This is a genomic window from Enterobacter cloacae complex sp. IR5402, from assembly GCF_049238125.1.
GTDB lineage: Bacteria > Pseudomonadota > Gammaproteobacteria > Enterobacterales > Enterobacteriaceae > Enterobacter > Enterobacter hormaechei_C.
The window spans coordinates 263,355-279,293 of record NZ_JBMKHO010000003.1 but is presented as its reverse complement, the minus strand read 5'-3'; the positions used below and the strand labels follow the sequence as shown (position 1 = coordinate 279,293).

The window sequence follows — 15,939 nt, the reverse complement described above, 5'->3', positions numbered from 1 at the left end:
CTCAGCCCCGGGCGCGTTCAGCAAGCCACAGGCGCAACTGTTTCTTATCAACTTTGCCGACCGGCGTGAGCGGAAGCGCATCCACGCTCTCCACGCGGTCCGGCAGCTTAAATTCGGCAACGCCCTGCTCGCGCAGGAAGCGTCGCACCTCCACCGCGCGCAGGGGCTGTTTCACCACCAGGTACGCGCAGCTTTTTTCGCCCAGCAGGCTGTCCTCCATGCTCACCAGCGCGGCGTGGATCACCGCGTCGTGGCGCAGCAGCAGGTTTTCGATCTCTTCGGCGGCGATCTTCTCGCCACCGCGGTTGATCTGATCTTTCTCGCGCCCCTGCACGGTGATGTAACCCTGCTCGTCGATGGCGATCAGATCGCCCGAGCAGTAGAAACCGTTGGCATCAAAGGCGCTGGCGTTGTGTTCCGGGCTGTTGAAATAGCCGCGGAAGGTGTACGGGCCGCGCGTCATCAGGCGTCCGACTTCCCCGCGCGGCAGCGGGTTGCCGTCCTCGTCCGCCACCCACACTTCGTCGTCCGGGCACATCGGGCGGCCCTGGGTATTGATGATGCGCTCCGGCGCATCGTCGAGGGCGGTGTAGTTCACCAGCCCTTCCGCCATGCCAAACACCTGCTGAAGCTGGCAGCCAATTTCCGCCGGAATGCGCGCCGCAAGCGTGGCGGAGAGACGTGCGCCGCCTACCTGGAGCAGTTCGAGGGATTTCAGCTGGGCGTTCCCCGCGCCGTCGGCAATCGCCTGCAACCACAGGCTGACCGCGGGCGGCACCAGCGAGGTGACGTTGATCTGATGCTGCTCAATCAGCGGGAAGCAGAGCGTGGCGCTCGGATCGTTCGCCAGCACCACGCAGCCGCCCGCCGTGAAAACGCCTAACGATCCCGGCGAACTCATGGCGTAGTTGTGCGCCGCGGGAAGCGCGTTCAGATAGCGGGTGTGCGCAGTGATACCGCAGATTTCGTTGCTGCGGCGAATGCTGTAGTCGTAGTCGTTGTGCGTACGCGGGATCAGCTTCGGCGTGCCGGTGCTGCCGCCGGAGAGCTGGAAGAACGCCACTTCGTCGGCGGGCGTCGGGTTCGGGATGAAATTGTCCGCCGGGCGTGAAATCGCCGCCTCCAGCGCGTGTTCGCCCTTATCGCCGCGTAGCAGCACAACGCGTACCGAGCGATGCGCATCCACAAAGGTGTTGAGAAAATCATCGCCCGAGAACAGCGCGTGGTCGCGATCGGCAATCAGTACGGCGGGTTTGATCTGCTCCGCGTAGGCGTTGAGTTCACTGCGCTGATGGCTAAAGAGCGCGTTGACCGGCGCGACGCCGATTTGCAGTAGCGCGAAGAAGGTGATGTAGAACTCGGCCACGTTGCCGAGCTGCACCAGCGCGGTCTCGCCGCGATGCAGCCCCTGCGCCTGAAGGGCGGACGCCAGATTCGTCACCGCCTGATTAAACGCGCGGTAGGTAATGCGGCGATCGCCGTCAATTATCGCGACCGCATCGCTGTCCGCATGGTCCGTCAGGATGTGGGTCAGCGGCAGATCCTGCCAGTAGCCTTTTTCACGGTAGCGCCGGGCAAAATCCTCAGGCCAGCGGGTAAAAGGGATGGTCATGAGTATTCCTTAGTGCAAACCAAACACGTTGAGCATGGTGGAGAGCTTCACGCCCGTCTCGCGCCACTCGCCCACCGGGGAGGAAGCAGGCACAATGCCCGCGCCGGCAAACAGGCGAACGGTATTTTGATGCAGCCGCGCGCAGCGGATAGTTACCACCCACTCGCCGTTACCTTCGCTGTCGCACCAGCCAACAATGCCGCCGAACAGTTCGCGGTCGAAGGGCTCCAGCTCGGCAATGAGTTCTTTTGCCGCCTGATGCGGGAAACCGCTCAGGGCCGGGGTCGGGTGCAGCAGGCAGGCCAGCGTCAGGGCGTTCTCGTTTTCACGCGCGTCACCCTCAACCGGCGTGGCCAGATGCCACAGCGTTGGGGTGGTAATGAGCTGCGGGGAAGCCGGCATGCTCAAATGATGGCTGCGCGGTTCCAGAATGGTTTTCATCGCCTGGGTTACCAGGTCGTGCTCGTGACGGTCTTTTTCGGAGGCCAGCAGCTTAGTGCCCGCTTCGCGATCCAGCACATCGTCCGGCTGACGGCGCGCAGAGCCCGCCAGCGGCAGCGAACTAAAGTGCGCGCCCTCTTTACGCAGCAGCAGTTCCGGGCTGGCGCCCAGCAGCACGCCGCCGTCTTCCAGCGGTACGTGGAAGTTAAAGCTCGCCGGGTTCTGGGCGATAAGACGCTCCATCAGCGCGCTGCTATCAATCTGTTTGTCGGTGGCAATATCAATCAGGCGCGACAGCACCACCTTATTCACCTGCGGCGTGGCGGTGAGCGACGCGGCGCGGGCCACCATCTCCTCGAAAATCGGCTGCGGCGGGATCTCGGTGCGTTGTTGCACGTTCAGCGTCTGCGCGCCGGAGGCGTAGCGTGCGGACTGCTGACGCGCCGGGCGGGAGAAGGTTTGCCAGCGTTGCGGAATAAACAGCGATGACGGTTTGCGGGTATCGAAGGGGATCGCCCCTACCATCACCGGATGGGCAATGCCGCTGTTTTTCGCATTCCGGAAAGCCTGAGCTAATTTCTGCTGAAAGGGACCCGCCGGATCGTCACCGCCGACGGCGGGTTCAGAAAAACGGGCAAAACAGCCGGACGTGGTAAAACTGCGGTAAGGCGACATAAAGAAAAAGCTATCTGCTTGCAGCGTAGTCGCGGTGTGCTGAACTTCCTCAGCCAGGGACGTGTCCATATCATCCTCCTTAAAATGATAAAAGAAGCAATAATGATTATCATTTATATTTTCGTCGGCTAACCTAATCCCACATCGCCCCGCTGTCAACCGTCGGGCAAATAACTTGTGCGACAAACGCTTGCATCCCTTCCCTACAGCCCTGAAAATGAGAAGCATTATCTTCAATAAAATCAGGATGCCGCTCTGTGAAAATCGCTGCCGTTTGCCGCAATGCCCTTCTTTTAACAGGACTTTTTGTTTTAGGACTAACCTCAGCCGCCGCCGACGACTGGCCGCGCCAGGTCTCCGACAGCCGCGGCGTTCACACGCTTGAGAGCAAACCGACGCGCATTGTCTCCACCAGCGTGACCTTAACCGGCTCCCTGCTGGCCATTGACGCGCCGGTCATTGCCAGCGGAGCGACCACGCCGAACAACCGCGTGGCGGATGCGCAGGGCTTTTTACGTCAGTGGGGCGATATCGCGAAGCAGCGTAAGGTTGCCCGGCTGTACATCGGCGAGCCGAGCGCCGAAGCGGTCGCGGCCCAGATGCCGGACCTGATTTTGATCAGCGCCACAGGCGGGGATTCCGCGCTTGCGCTCTACGATCAGCTTTCCGCCATCGCGCCGACGCTTATCATCAATTACGACGACAAAAGCTGGCAGGAACTGCTGACCCAGCTGGGGACGATCACCGGGCAGGAGACACAGGCCGCAGAGCGCATCGCTGCCTTCGATAAACAGCTCGCCCAGGTGAAGCAGCAGATGAAGCTGCCGCCACAGCCGGTGAACGCCATCGTTTACACCGCCGCGGCACACACGGCGAACCTGTGGACGACAGACTCCGCGCAGGGCAAGCTGCTGCACCAGCTGGGCTTTACGCTGGCGGACCTGCCTGCCGGTTTGCAGACCTCAACAAGCCAGGGCAAGCGCCACGACATTATTCAGCTGGGTGGAGAAAATCTGGCGACGGGGCTGAACGGCGAAGGGCTGTTCGTGTTTGCCGGCGACCAGAAAGACGTGAATGCGATTTACGCCAATCCGCTGCTGGCGCATCTGCCGTCGGTGAAGAACAAGCGCGTCTGGGCGCTGGGAACGGAGACGTTCCGCCTGGATTATTACAGCGCGATGCTGGTGTTAGACAGATTGAATGCGTTGTTTAAGTAGGCATTTTTCCTCCCTCTCCCCGTGGGAGAGGGCCGGGGTGAGGGCATCAGGCCGCACCGTCGTTCAACGCAACCTCCTGCCTGAACCGCCGCAATTCCACCAGCGTCACCAGTAAGATCGCGCCAATCATCGCTAACACAAACCCGCTGCTGCTCGCCGACGCCACCGGGGTCATTATCGCCCCCATCCCGCCGAGGATCGCCGCGCCAATTGCATCGCCCGTCACGTTCTGCGCGGTCCACAGGCCGTTAATGCGCCCGAGCATCCCTTCCGGCGTCTGGGTCTGGATCAGGGTGTACTGTAAAAGCGAGCTGACCGCGCTCAGCCAGCCAAAAATCACCAGACACATCACCCCCAGCGCCCACACCGGCATCAGGCTGAAGAAACCAATCGCGATAAACGAGGCCAGCGTCGCCACCAGCATGATCAGCCCCGGTCTCGCGCTCTGCGCCAGGTTGCCGCTGGTCAGCGCCCCACACGCGGCGCCGAGCGGAATGGCGGCGTACAGCACGCCAATCTCTGAGGCGCTCATCTGCCACTCGCCCGCCAGCGCCGGGTACAGCACGCGCACGGCGCTCGCCATCGTCAGCAGGCCGCCGAGCAGCGCAATGCCGCCAATCAACGGGTTGCTGAACAGAAAACGAATCGCGGCCATCAGGGACTTCAGCGGATGCTCGCGCGGCTGCGGCGGCGGTGGCAGGAGCGGCAGACGCAGCAGCGTCAGGGTGGTGATAAAGGTTCCGGCTGCGGCAAGGCCGTAGTTCCACGCCACGTTGCCGGTCGCCAGCAGCAGACCGCCGACCATCGGCGAAATCACCGAGCCGAGGCGCACGGTGAGCATGGTGATCGCCCCCGCCTGCATCAGGTTCTCGCGCCCGACCAGCGCGGGCGTGGCCGCCAGCAGTGCCGTCACGCCTAACGAAGCAAAAAAGCCGTCCCACAATCCCAGCACGTAAATGGCCACCAGCGACGGCTCCGGCAGCATGGCGTTCAGACACAGCCCGACAAAGCCCACCCCGCAGGTGCCGCGCGCCAGCAGGATAAGCTTTTTACGCTCGTATCGGTCCGCCAGCACGCCGCCCACCATCAGGCCGATAAACATCGCCCCGCCGGTTAAGGTGACGGATAACCCTACCAGCCAGCTGGAGTGAGTGATGGTCTGGATTTGCACCGGCACGGCCACACCAAGCAAACCGAGGGACAAAATGGAGATAAAGCGAGCGATAAAAACGGCGCGATACGCCGGGTGTGTTTTGAGCAGGCTGAGGTTAAGCAGCCAGGATTTTTGATTCATGACAAAGCCTTGAGTCTATTTCTACCCATTCCATGGGCGCACATGCTAACATAGCCAAATAAGATAGATAACGATAATCACTATCATTATCAAATCATGGATGTTGCTATGTCGTTTTCCTCTTCTGCGGTGCGCGCCCTTGCCGTGCCCGTTTTATTGCTACTGCTAATCCTTGCGATTGCACTCAGCCTGCTGGTCGGCGCAAAACCGCTGCCCGCGTCCGTTATTGTCGATGCGCTATCCGGTACCTGTCAGAGCGCCGACTGCACCATCGTGCTCGACGCTCGCCTGCCCCGCACCCTTGCCGGCCTGCTGGCCGGTGGTGCGCTCGGCCTTGCCGGTGCCCTGATGCAAACCCTCACCCGCAACCCGCTGGCGGACCCTGGCATTCTCGGCGTGAACTCTGGTGCCAGTTTCGCCATTGTGCTCGGCGCGGCGCTGTTTGGTTTCACCTCTCCGTCTGAACAGCTGGTGATGGCCTTCTGCGGCGCGCTGGCCGCCTCGCTGGTGGTGGCGTTTACCGGCAGCCAGGGCGGCGGACAGCTCAGCCCGGTACGCTTAACGCTGGCGGGCGTAGCGCTCGCGGCGGTACTGGAAGGCTTGTCCAACGGCATCGCCCTGCTCAACCCGGACGTGTATGACCAGCTGCGCTTCTGGCAGGCGGGTTCGCTGGATATTCGTACCCTTGAAACCTTAAAAGTGGTGGTGATCCCGGCGAGCGTCGCTGCCGCCGTGGCGCTCTGTTTAAGCCGGGCGCTGAACAGCCTGAGCCTCGGCAGTGACACCGCGACCGCCCTCGGCAACCGCGTGGCGCGTACGCAGCTGACGGGCCTGCTTGCCATCACCGTGCTGTGCGGCAGCGCGACCGCCGTAGTCGGCCCGATTGCCTTTATCGGCCTGATGATGCCGCACATGGCGCGCTGGCTGGTGGGGGCGGATCACCGCTGGTCCCTCCCGGTAACGCTGCTGGCGACCCCTGCCCTGCTGCTGTTTGCCGACGTGCTGGGCCGCCTGCTGGTGCCGGGCGAACTGCGTGTCTCGGTGGTCAGCGCCTTTATCGGCGCGCCGGTGCTGATCTTCCTGGTACGACGCAGACGCGGGGGTGGCGCATGATGGCCCCGTCACGTCGTTTACTCACCAGCGTCGCCCTGCTGGTCGTCGCCTGTCTGCTGCTGGCGGTCTGGAGCCTGCAAAGCGGTGCCGTAACGCTTGATTTCGCGCAGGTCTTTCACGCTCTCACCGGCAGCGCGCCGCGTAACATCACCATGGTGGTCACCGAATGGCGACTGCCGCGCGTGGCAATGGCGATCCTGGTTGGCGCGGCGCTTGGCGTCAGCGGCGCGATATTCCAGTCGCTGATGCGTAACCCCCTCGGCAGCCCGGACGTGATGGGCCTGAATACCGGCGCGTGGAGCGGCGTGCTGGTGGCGATGGTGCTGTTCGGGCAGCATCTCACGGCCATTACCTTTACGGCGATGGCGGGCGGCATTCTCACCTCCCTGCTTATCTGGGCCCTGGCCTGGCGCAACGGCATCGACACCTTCCGCCTGATCATCATCGGGATCGGCATCCGCGCGATGCTGATGGCGTTTAACACCTGGCTTCTGCTACAGGCGTCGCTGGAAACCGCACTCTCCGCCGGACTGTGGTACGCCGGTTCCCTCAACGGTCTGACGTGGGTAAAAACCTGGCCCGCCGCGCCGCTGATTATCCTGATGTTTATCGGCGCGTTGCTGCTGGTCAGGCGCATGCGGCTGCTGGAGATGGGCGACGACAGCGCCTGCGCGCTGGGCGTGAGCGTAGAGCGCTCGCGCCTGATGCTGATGCTGGTGGCGGTCTTGCTGACCGCAGCGTCTACCGCCATCGCCGGGCCGATCTCGTTTATTGCCCTTGTCGCGCCGCATATCGCGCGGCGACTTAGCGGCACCGCGCGCTGGGGATTAACCCAGGCGGCGCTGTGCGGTGCAGTATTACTGCTGGCCGCCGATCTCTGCGCCCAGCGGCTGTTTACGCCTTATCAACTGCCGGTGGGCGTGGTGACCGTCAGCCTCGGCGGGATTTACCTCATCGTCTTGCTCGTTCAGGAGTCACGCAAGAAATGACAGATTTAACCACCCGCTTGCGCGGCGAAAACTTGACCCTCGGCTACGGCAAAAAAATCATTGCCCGGGACTTATCCGTCGCCATTCCGGACGGCCACTTCACCGCCATTATCGGGCCAAACGGCTGCGGCAAATCAACATTGCTGCGCACGCTGAGCCGCCTGATGTCGCCGGTTGAGGGCAGCGTGTTCCTCGACGGGGAGCAGATCCAGCGCTTCGCCAGCAAAGAGGTGGCGCGCCGAATTGGGCTGCTGGCGCAAAACGCCACCACGCCGGGGGATATTACCGTGCAGGAGCTGGTCTCCCGCGGGCGCTATCCGCACCAGCCGCTGTTTACCCGCTGGCGCAAGGAGGACGACGAGGCCGTGAAGCGCGCGATGCAGGCGACGGGCATCACCGAGCTGGCCCAGCAAAGCGTCGATACCCTCTCCGGCGGACAGCGCCAGCGCGCGTGGATCGCAATGGTGCTGGCGCAGGAAACCTCGATCATGCTGCTGGACGAGCCGACGACCTGGCTGGATATCAGCCATCAGATTGACCTGCTGGAGCTGCTGAGCGAGCTGAACCGTACGCAGGGGTACACCCTGGCGGCGGTGTTGCACGACTTAAACCAGGCGTGCCGCTACGCGACGCATCTGATTGCGCTGCGCGACGGCGAGATTGTGGCGCAGGGCGCGCCGAAGGAGATTGTTACGCCAGAGCTGATCGCGCGGATCTACGGCATGCGCTGCATGATTATTGACGATCCGGTGGCGGGTACGCCGTTGGTGGTGCCGCTTGGAAAACGTGCGGTCTGATGCCCTCACCCCGGCCCTCTCCCACAGGGAGAGGGAGCAAACCATCCCCTCTCCCCGTGGGAGAGGGTTAGGGTGAGGGGCATTTGCACTATCCTAAAATTTCCTTCAGTACCGGCCCAATTTTCTCAAACGCCTGCGGTGAAATAATATCCACGTGAGCGCAGTCCTGGCTGTAGACCTCCAGCTCGCCCACCCACGGCGCCCACGCGGCCTGAGGATCCAGGGTTCGCGTTCGCTCGGCGACAAACAGCGTCGCTTTACCGTCAAAGCGCGCGCTGTGCGCGGTGGTGAGCAGCCGCACCGCGTCGGCGTAGTTGCCCTCAATGGCGTTAAACAGCTCGCTGGAGCCCTGCCCCTGCTGGGCGGCGATAAACGCCTGACGCTCGCGCTCGATCTCTGCCAGCACCGCCGGGTCGAGGCCGTTAGCCTCTTTCTCCGCCCAGTTCTGGGTTTCCGGCGGCCAGGTATCCAGCAGGCCGAGGAACGCCACTGCTTCACCCTGCTCGCGCAGGCGGGCCGCAATGCCCTGCGCCAGCGTGCCGCCGAGGGAATAGCCGAACAGGTAATACGGCCCCTGCGGCTGCTGCTTACGCAACGTGTTCAGATGATGTTCGATCACCCCATCGAGATCCGCGCACTGCTGCATCGGGCCGTTTGGCCGCGGCGACTGAATGCCGACGATGGACCAGCGCGGGCTGAGGTAGCGCGCCAGGACGCTAAACTGCCAGGCAAAGCCGGACGCCGGATGGAAGCAGAACAGCGTCGGGCCGTTGCTTTCACGCAGCGGCAGAAGGGTTTCATACCCCAGACGCTGCGCCTGTTCGTCGCTCATCTGCGAGTCCAGCAGGGCGCTAAGCTTGCTTACCGTCGAGGCGACCATAATCTGCCCCGGCGTGACCTTACGGCTGAACGCACGGCTGAGCTGAGCCGCGAGGCGCATCGCCAGCAGCGAGTGGCCGCCGAGGGCAAAGAAATCGGCCTCGATATCGTTCACCGCGCAGCCCAGCAGGGAAGAAAACGCCTGCGCCACGGCCACTTCGGTTTGCGTCTCAGGTGCGCGACCGGAAGTTTTGCTGGTCAGCTCCGGCAGCGGCAGCGCCTTGCGATCCAGCTTGCCGTTGGCGCTTAACGGCAGCGCGCTGATTTGCAGCAGCACCACCGGCACCATATGCGGTGGCAGCTGGGCTTTGAGTGATGCAAGCAGCGCGTCGCGATCCAGCGGTAAGCCGGATTCGGAAACCACGTACCCCACCAGCTGTCGGGCATCGCCACCCGTGGCTGCCGCCTGGTTGAACACGCAGGCGTGCGCCACGGCCTGGGCCACATCCGGCAGCGCAAGCATGGCCCGGTCGATTTCACCCAGCTCGATGCGCTGGCCGCGAATTTTCAGCTGGTCGTCGCTGCGGCCCAGATATTCCACCGCGCCGTTATCCAGCCAGCGGGCAACGTCACCGGTGCGGTACATCCGCTCGCCCGGCGCGAACGGGTCGGCGATAAAGCGGCTGGCGGTAAGGTCGGGGCGTCCCAGATACCCCTGCGCCAGCTGGATGCCGGTGAGATACAGATCCCCCGCCACGCCGAACGGTACCGGGCGCATCATCGCATCCAGAATGCGCAGCCCCGTATTCCATACCGGGAAACCGATCGGCACGCTGTTGCCCTCCACCGCCGCCAGCTCGGGGCCGTACGCCGGATACCAGCTGACGTCCACCGCCGCTTCGGTCGGGCCATAGAGGTTGTGCAGCGGCGCATGGGTGAGCTGTTCCCACTCGCGACACAGCGCAGTCGGCAACGCCTCGCCGCTACAGAACACCTGCTTCAGCGTCCTGCAACAGTGGGCGTTTTCCGGCGTCAGTGAGGCGACGAACGCCGCCAGCATCGACGGCACGAAGTGGGTGGTGGTTACGCCATATTCTGCGAAGAAGCTCTGCATCGCCTGCGGATCGCGGTGCGCGTCCGGCTCGGCCATCACCAGCTTTGCCCCGGCGATAAACGGCCACCAGAACTCCCACACCGACACGTCAAAGCTGCACGGCGTTTTCTGCGCCACCACGTCATGCGCCGTCAGTGGATAATGATCCTGCATCCACTTCAGGCGGTTAACGATGGCGGTATGGCCGACCATCACCCCTTTTGGACGCCCTGTCGAACCGGAGGTAAAGATGATGTACGCGGTTTGCTCCGGCTTCGCCAGGCGCAGAGGTTCAGCATCGGTGGCCGGTAATAGTGTGTTGTAACTAAAGGTGGCGATCGGCAGATCGCTAAAGCGCGGAAGCTGCTCGTCGGTGGTAATGAGCAGGGACGGCTTCGCGTCCTCGAGCATCATCCGCAGGCGATCGTCCGGGTAGCCGGTGTCGAGCGGCAGCCACGCGGCGCCCGCCTCCACAATGCCGTGCAAGGCTAACGTCAGGAACACCGAGCGCGGCAGGGCCACCGCCACGCTGTCGCCCGGCTTCACGCCGCGCGCGCGCAGCAGGTTTGCCAGCGCGACCACCTGCTCGCGCATCTGGCGGTAGTTCAGTTCAGTATGGGCATCCGCCAGCGCGGGGGCGTCCGGCGTTTTGCTCGCCTGCTCCGCGACCAGATCCGCCAGCGTGGTGGACGGCAGCGCCAGCCCGGTATCGTTAATGCGCGCCAGCCGGGCATACTCCTGCTCTGATACGGTTTCCACGTCGCCACAGCGCAGGTCCGGGTTGGCGGCAAACTGCGTCAGCATTGCGTTCAGCCGCGCCGCGTGACCCTTTAGCGTCGCCTCGTCGTAACGCTGCCCGTTGGCGAGGATCTCAATGCTCAGTCCGCCCTGCTCGTCCGGGAACAGCGCAAGCTCCAGATCGTTCACCGGGCCGGTCGCCAGCGTGTGGGTAATGGCCTCCACGCCGTCGATATCCAGCTGATAATCGAACACCTTGACGTTCAGCACCGGACCAAGCAGGGCTTCATCGCCTGCGGCACGTCCGCTGTCGCGCACGATCTGTTCGGCGTCGTAACGCTGATGGCGACGCATCTTTTTCAGCTGGTTCGCCAGGCGCAGCGCCAGTTCCGGCAGGCTCTCGTGCGGGCGAATATTCACCGCCAGCGGCAGGACGTTGAGCACCGGTCCGGTCGCGGTCAGCGCGGCGGAGCCCATGCGGCGCATAAAGATAAACCCGGCGGCGTAGTCCAGCCGTCCGGTCAGGCGGCCCAGCCACAGCACCACCAGCGAAAGCGCCAGATCGGTACGCTGCGCCTGGCCTGCCATCTGTGCAAGCTGGCTGAAAGCACGTCCGTCCATCGCCATTTTCAGGCGCAGGATGTCGGTGGTGGCGGCGTGTCCAGGCAGGGGCGCGGAAGAGAGCGAGACCGGAGAAGGAAGCTGTTGGCGCTGTTCGGCCCAGAAAGCACCGTCGCGCTGATACGCCTCACTGTCGCGATAGCGCTGGTACTCCTCCACCACCTCGGCGAACGGGGTAAACGGGGAGGCGGGCGCGCGTTCCCCTTTCTGCCACGCAGCGTAAATGGCGGCGATCTGACGCGTAATGGCCGGGAAACTGAAGCCATCTACCACCAGATGATGATACCGCTGATACCAGTACCAGTGGCTTTCTCCCACTTGAATCAGCTGGTGAAACGCCAGCGGCTGACCGCTGTCGACGCGCAGGTTCTGCTTGAGATCGGCCTCCATCAGCGCCACGGCGGCGTCGTGGGAGTCAACGCGCACGATGGACGGCTCCGGCAGGAGCATGGCCTCATCGATCCACTGCCACACCTCACCGTTATCTTCGGCAAAACGCATCCGCAGGGTGTCGGCCTGCATCATGCCTTCAGCGATGGCTTTTGCCAGCAATGGCGCATCGATAGCGCCTTTCAGCTCGGTATAGTGCGCGACGCTCCAGGCGTTTGGCAGGGAGGAAAGCTGCTCTGCCATCCAAATCCCCGGCTGGGCGGCGACAAGAGGGAGACGGTTCATGCGCGCTCCCCCGCAAAATAAAACGGCTCAAGCGTCTGCCACTGTTCCGCCAGCCACTGCTGGCACGCCTCCTGAGATTGCGGTTCGCAGACCACGCGCCAGCCCGCGGGCAACTCGCACTGCTGCGGCCACAGGCTGTACTGCCCCTGGTCATTTTGCAAAATGGCGAACTGTCCCTGCGGATTATCGAAAGGATTGCTGAATTCCATACAGACTCCGTTATTGAATAAGCGGCTGCCAGAGGGTCATCAGCCCCTGCGTCAGCCCACCGCGCCAGCAAAGCGCATCGTGTCCGCCGTCAACCTGACGCCAGAAAACCGGTTGCTGAGTGTGTAGTTCGGCGAGGATCGCCTGGTTTGCGCGCAAAATAAGCGGCTCGTTGCGCCCGGCCTCAAGGACGATGCGCAGCCCGCGAGCGGTTTTTTCACCCGCTTTGAGTTGTTCGATGAGCAGCCCGTCCTGCTGCGCGCCGCGGTGCGGCCACCAGTAGGATCCGGACTGGCTGAGGATGCAGCCAAAACGCTGCGGCCAGTTGAGGCCCGCATAGAGGGAAGAGAGTCCGCCGAAGCTCTGACCCGCCACCACGGTATGGTCGGCGCGGTCGCTGAACGGGGCCATGCTTTTCACTTGCGGGAGAAGTTCTTCCTGCACTGCCAGCCAGAAATCAGGGTTGCACGGCAGCTCGCGGCTGCGGTGTGCGGTGTCAATGACGTCAATTAAGACATAAACCGCAGGCGGCAGTTTGCCTTCATGGGTGAGCGACGCCAGAGCAGGCCAGACGGGCATGCTTTCGGCCCAGAACTGCCCGTCAAGGAGCACCGCCAGCGGGCGCTCGGGGCTTTCATCCCCGGTGGTAAAAATCCACACGCGGCGACGGTTCTTCAGACGCGCGCTGTGCCAATCAATACAGACAGGCTTATTGTAAGGGGTATCGGGATGGTTCCAGCCGGGCTGTACGGGCGCCTCCGGCATCTCCAGCGCCGAGACGGCGTGCCCGCGCCCGCCGCGCCAGCTCTGCGGATTCAGCGGGTCGGACACCGCGTGCGGCAACAGTTTACGCCAGCCTTCGCGCAGCGCCATGCGGTCCGGCTGCTCGCCTTCAAACACTGCATCGGCAAAATCGTTTTCGTTATCGGAGGGGATAAAACAGTAGCTGCCGCGCCATTCGGGGCTGAACTCGCCCTGCCACTGCCAGACGTCGGTATCCGGGACACGTTCAAGGGATTGCGGACGGGCATTTTGATGGTGATCGGTCACGCCGGTGACGTAGAGCCAGACGCGTTTCACCGTCGAGGTTTTCTGCGTTCCCGCCGGGTCCCGCCACCAGAATGTCACGCGATAGTTTTCCTGATGACGTTCCCGTTCCGGCCCGTTTTTCGCCTGCCACCACGCTTCACTTCCGGTTGTTAACACCGTCACCCTTATAACCCCATGTTTAACAGTCTTTTTTGTTTCAGAGCAAATTTTATTGATAATATTATTGATAACTATTTGCATTTGCAATAGCGTAATGCCCGCGCTGTGGGAAGCGCGCTCATTAAATAACCATAAAAGCGGGACGTACAATGAATAAGAAGATTCACTCTCTGGCCTTGCTGGTCAATTTAGGGATTTATGGTGTCGCGCTGCCCGCCATGGCAGACGACAACACCGCCTCCGCGCAGCACGAAGACACCATGGTGATCACTGCCGCCGAGCAGAATTTGCAGGCGCCGGGCGTGTCGACCATCACCGCCGATGAGATCCGCAAAAACCCGCCAGCGCGCGACGTGGCGGAAATCATCCGCACCATGCCGGGCGTTAACCTGACCGGCAACTCCACCAGCGGCCAGCGCGGGAACAACCGTCAGATTGACATTCGCGGCATGGGCCCGGAAAACACCCTGATCCTGATTGACGGCAAGCCGGTCACCAGCCGCAACTCCATCCGTCTGGGCTGGCGCGGCGAGCGTGATACCCGCGGCGATACCGGCTGGGTCCCGCCGGAGATGATCGAGCGCATCGAAGTGATCCGTGGCCCGGCTGCTGCCCGCTACGGTAATGGTGCGGCGGGCGGCGTGGTGAACATCATCACCAAAAAATTTGACGACCAGTGGCACGGCTCCTGGAACACCTACCTGAACGCGCCAGAGCATAAAGACGAAGGTTCCACCAAACGCACCAACTTCAGCCTGAGCGGCCCGCTGGGCGGGGATTTCAGCTTCCGCATGTACGGTAACCTGGATAAAACCCAGGCCGACGCGTGGGATATCAACCAGGGTCACCAGTCTGACCGCACGGGCGCTTACGCCAACACCCTGCCCGCAGGCCGTGAAGGTGTGGAAAATAAAGACATCAACGGCGTGGTGCGCTGGGACTTCGCGCCGATGCAGTCGCTGGAGTTTGAAGCGGGCTACAGCCGCCAGAACAACCTGTATGCGGGCGACACGCAGAACACCAACAACGACAACGCGCTGGTGAAGAAGAACTACGGTAAAGAGACTAACCGTATCTATCGTCAGAACTTCGCCGTGACCTGGAACGGCGGCTGGGATAACGGCATCACCACCAGCAACTGGGCGCAGTACGAGCACACCCGCAACTCTCGTCTGGGTGAAGGGCTGGCAGGCGGTCTGGAAGGCCTGTTCAACAGCAATAAATTCACCGATACCGATCTGGCCGACGTGATGCTGCACAGCGAAATCAACCTGCCATTTGATTTCATTGTGAACCAGAACCTGACGCTCGGCACCGAGTGGAACCAGCAGCGCATGAAGGACTCAACCTCCTTTACACAAACCCAGCAGGGGGGCACCATCCCGGGCATGAGCGAAGATCGTAGCCCGTACACGTCAGCGGAGATCTTCTCCCTGTTTGCCGAAAACAACATGGAGCTGACCGACAGCACCATGCTGACCCCTGCCCTGCGCTTCGACCACCATACTATTGTGGGTAATAACTGGAGCCCGTCCCTGAACCTGTCGCAAGGTCTGGGGGATGACTTCACCCTGAAGATGGGCATCGCGCGCGCCTATAAAGCGCCAAGCCTGTATCAGACCAACCCGAACTACCTGCTGTACAGTAAAGGCCAGGGCTGCTACGCCAGCTCCGACGGCGTGGGCTGCTACATGATGGGTAACGACGATCTGAAAGCGGAAACCAGTATCAACAAAGAGATTGGCCTGGAGTGGAAACGCGACGGCTGGCTGGCTGGCGTGACCTGGTTCCGTAACGACTATCGCAACAAGATTGAAGCAGGCTACGCGCCGATTGGCCAGACGTCCACCGGCAAAGTCACCACCGACATCTACCAGTGGGAAAACGTGCCGAAGGCGGTAGTGGAAGGTCTGGAAGGCTCTCTGAACGTGCCGGTCAGCGACACCATCAACTGGACCAACAACATCACCTACATGCTGCAAAGTAAGAACAAGGAGACCGGCGATCGTCTGTCGATCATCCCGGAGTATACGCTGAACTCTACCTTGAGCTGGCAGGTACGTCAGGATGTCTCATTGCAGTCGACCTTCACCTGGTACGGCAAGCAGCAGCCGAAGAAGTACAACTACAAAGGTCAGCCGGTGACCGGGTCTGAGAAAGACGAAGTCAGCCCCTACAGCATCGTTGGCCTGAGCGCGACCTGGGACGTGACCAAAAACGTCAGCCTGACCGGCGGCGTGGACAACGTCTTCGACAAGCGCCAGTGGCGCGCGGGTAACGCCCAGACCACGGGTAATACCACGACGGGTGCGTATATGTACGGCGCGGGTGCGTATACGTATAATGAACCGGGTCGCACCTGGTACATGAGCGTAAATACGAGGTTCTGATATAGGCAGTGACTTCCCCCTCTCCCTGTGGGAGAGGGCCGGGGTGAGG

Annotated in this window: 11 protein-coding genes; 5 read left to right on the top strand and 6 right to left on the bottom strand. The window is 62.3% G+C overall.

The window, feature by feature from the left end:
- Nucleotide 1 precedes the first annotated feature (1 nt).
- A complete protein-coding gene (gene entE, locus ACOTXL_RS07580) occupies nt 2-1,612 on the bottom strand; it encodes a (2,3-dihydroxybenzoyl)adenylate synthase EntE (RefSeq protein ID WP_023324293.1) in 1,611 nt (536 codons plus the stop codon).
- Between the two features lie 9 nt (nt 1,613-1,621).
- A complete protein-coding gene (gene entC, locus ACOTXL_RS07575) occupies nt 1,622-2,797 on the bottom strand; it encodes an isochorismate synthase EntC (protein WP_023324292.1) in 1,176 nt (391 codons plus the stop codon).
- Between the two features lie 188 nt (nt 2,798-2,985).
- Here entC and fepB point away from each other — a divergent pair, with 188 nt between their 5' ends.
- Nucleotides 2,986-3,945: a Fe2+-enterobactin ABC transporter substrate-binding protein gene (fepB, locus tag ACOTXL_RS07570; RefSeq protein WP_023324291.1), complete on the top strand. Its 960-nt coding sequence runs from the start codon at nt 2,986-2,988 to the stop codon at nt 3,943-3,945.
- A 46-nt stretch (nt 3,946-3,991) separates the two neighbouring features.
- Here the strand turns inward: fepB and entS are convergent, their stop codons facing one another.
- On the bottom strand, nt 3,992-5,239 hold the full coding sequence (gene entS, locus ACOTXL_RS07565) for an enterobactin transporter EntS (RefSeq protein WP_022650568.1): 1,248 nt from the start codon (nt 5,237-5,239) through the stop codon (nt 3,992-3,994).
- Nucleotides 5,240-5,347: 108 nt separating this feature from the next.
- Between entS and fepD the strand changes: the two genes are divergently transcribed.
- The 3 genes from fepD to fepC are packed head-to-tail and all read left to right on the top strand — an operon-like array spanning nt 5,348 to nt 8,138.
- Nucleotides 5,348-6,352: a Fe(3+)-siderophore ABC transporter permease gene (gene fepD, locus ACOTXL_RS07560; protein ID WP_022650567.1), complete on the top strand. Its 1,005-nt coding sequence runs from the start codon at nt 5,348-5,350 to the stop codon at nt 6,350-6,352.
- Nucleotides 6,352-7,341, top strand: a complete 990-nt coding sequence (gene fepG / locus ACOTXL_RS07555; protein WP_072139725.1) for an iron-enterobactin ABC transporter permease — start codon at nt 6,352-6,354, stop codon at nt 7,339-7,341. Before fepD ends, fepG begins: the two co-directional genes overlap by 1 nt.
- A complete protein-coding gene (gene fepC / locus ACOTXL_RS07550) occupies nt 7,338-8,138 on the top strand; it encodes an iron-enterobactin ABC transporter ATP-binding protein (RefSeq protein ID WP_022650565.1) in 801 nt (266 codons plus the stop codon). The genes fepG and fepC overlap by 4 nt, the downstream gene beginning before the upstream one ends.
- A gap of 88 nt (nt 8,139-8,226) precedes the next feature.
- On the opposite strand, the gene entF is transcribed toward fepC, so the two are convergent.
- From entF to fes, 3 genes are read right to left on the bottom strand one after another with little or no spacing between them, the layout of a single operon-like run.
- Nucleotides 8,227-12,084 carry an enterobactin non-ribosomal peptide synthetase EntF gene (gene entF / locus ACOTXL_RS07545; RefSeq protein WP_045350567.1) on the bottom strand — a complete coding sequence of 1,286 codons (3,858 nt, stop codon included), beginning with the start codon at nt 12,082-12,084 and terminating at the stop codon, nt 8,227-8,229.
- Nucleotides 12,081-12,293, bottom strand: coding sequence for an MbtH family protein (locus tag ACOTXL_RS07540; RefSeq protein WP_003858806.1), 213 nt, complete (start codon nt 12,291-12,293; stop codon nt 12,081-12,083). The genes entF and ACOTXL_RS07540 overlap by 4 nt, the downstream gene beginning before the upstream one ends.
- Nucleotides 12,294-12,303: 10 nt before the next feature.
- The gene (gene fes, locus ACOTXL_RS07535) at nt 12,304-13,503 is read right to left on the bottom strand and encodes an enterochelin esterase (protein WP_045350568.1); all 1,200 of its coding nucleotides are present in this window, start codon (nt 13,501-13,503) and stop codon (nt 12,304-12,306) included.
- A 146-nt stretch (nt 13,504-13,649) separates the two neighbouring features.
- On the opposite strand from fes, the gene ACOTXL_RS07530 reads away from it, so the two are divergent.
- A complete protein-coding gene (locus tag ACOTXL_RS07530; protein ID WP_045335846.1) occupies nt 13,650-15,890 on the top strand; it encodes a TonB-dependent siderophore receptor in 2,241 nt (746 codons plus the stop codon).
- Nucleotides 15,891-15,939: the final 49 nt, after the last annotated feature.

What these genes read in the sequence shown, in the direction of transcription:
- entS (WP_022650568.1), bottom strand. Translation starts at nt 5,239, where the DNA reads ATGAATCAAAAATCCTGGCTGCTTAACCTCAGCCTGCTCAAAACACAC.
- ACOTXL_RS07530 (WP_045335846.1), top strand. Translation starts at nt 13,650, where the DNA reads ATGAATAAGAAGATTCACTCTCTGGCCTTGCTGGTCAATTTAGGGATT.
- entE (WP_023324293.1), bottom strand. Translation starts at nt 1,612, where the DNA reads ATGACCATCCCTTTTACCCGCTGGCCTGAGGATTTTGCCCGGCGCTAC.
- entF (WP_045350567.1), bottom strand. Translation starts at nt 12,084, where the DNA reads ATGAACCGTCTCCCTCTTGTCGCCGCCCAGCCGGGGATTTGGATGGCA.
- entC (WP_023324292.1), bottom strand. Translation starts at nt 2,797, where the DNA reads ATGGACACGTCCCTGGCTGAGGAAGTTCAGCACACCGCGACTACGCTG.
- ACOTXL_RS07540 (WP_003858806.1), bottom strand. Translation starts at nt 12,293, where the DNA reads ATGGAATTCAGCAATCCTTTCGATAATCCGCAGGGACAGTTCGCCATT.
- fepC (WP_022650565.1), top strand. Translation starts at nt 7,338, where the DNA reads ATGACAGATTTAACCACCCGCTTGCGCGGCGAAAACTTGACCCTCGGC.
- fepD (WP_022650567.1), top strand. Translation starts at nt 5,348, where the DNA reads ATGTCGTTTTCCTCTTCTGCGGTGCGCGCCCTTGCCGTGCCCGTTTTA.
- fepG (WP_072139725.1), top strand. Translation starts at nt 6,352, where the DNA reads ATGGCCCCGTCACGTCGTTTACTCACCAGCGTCGCCCTGCTGGTCGTC.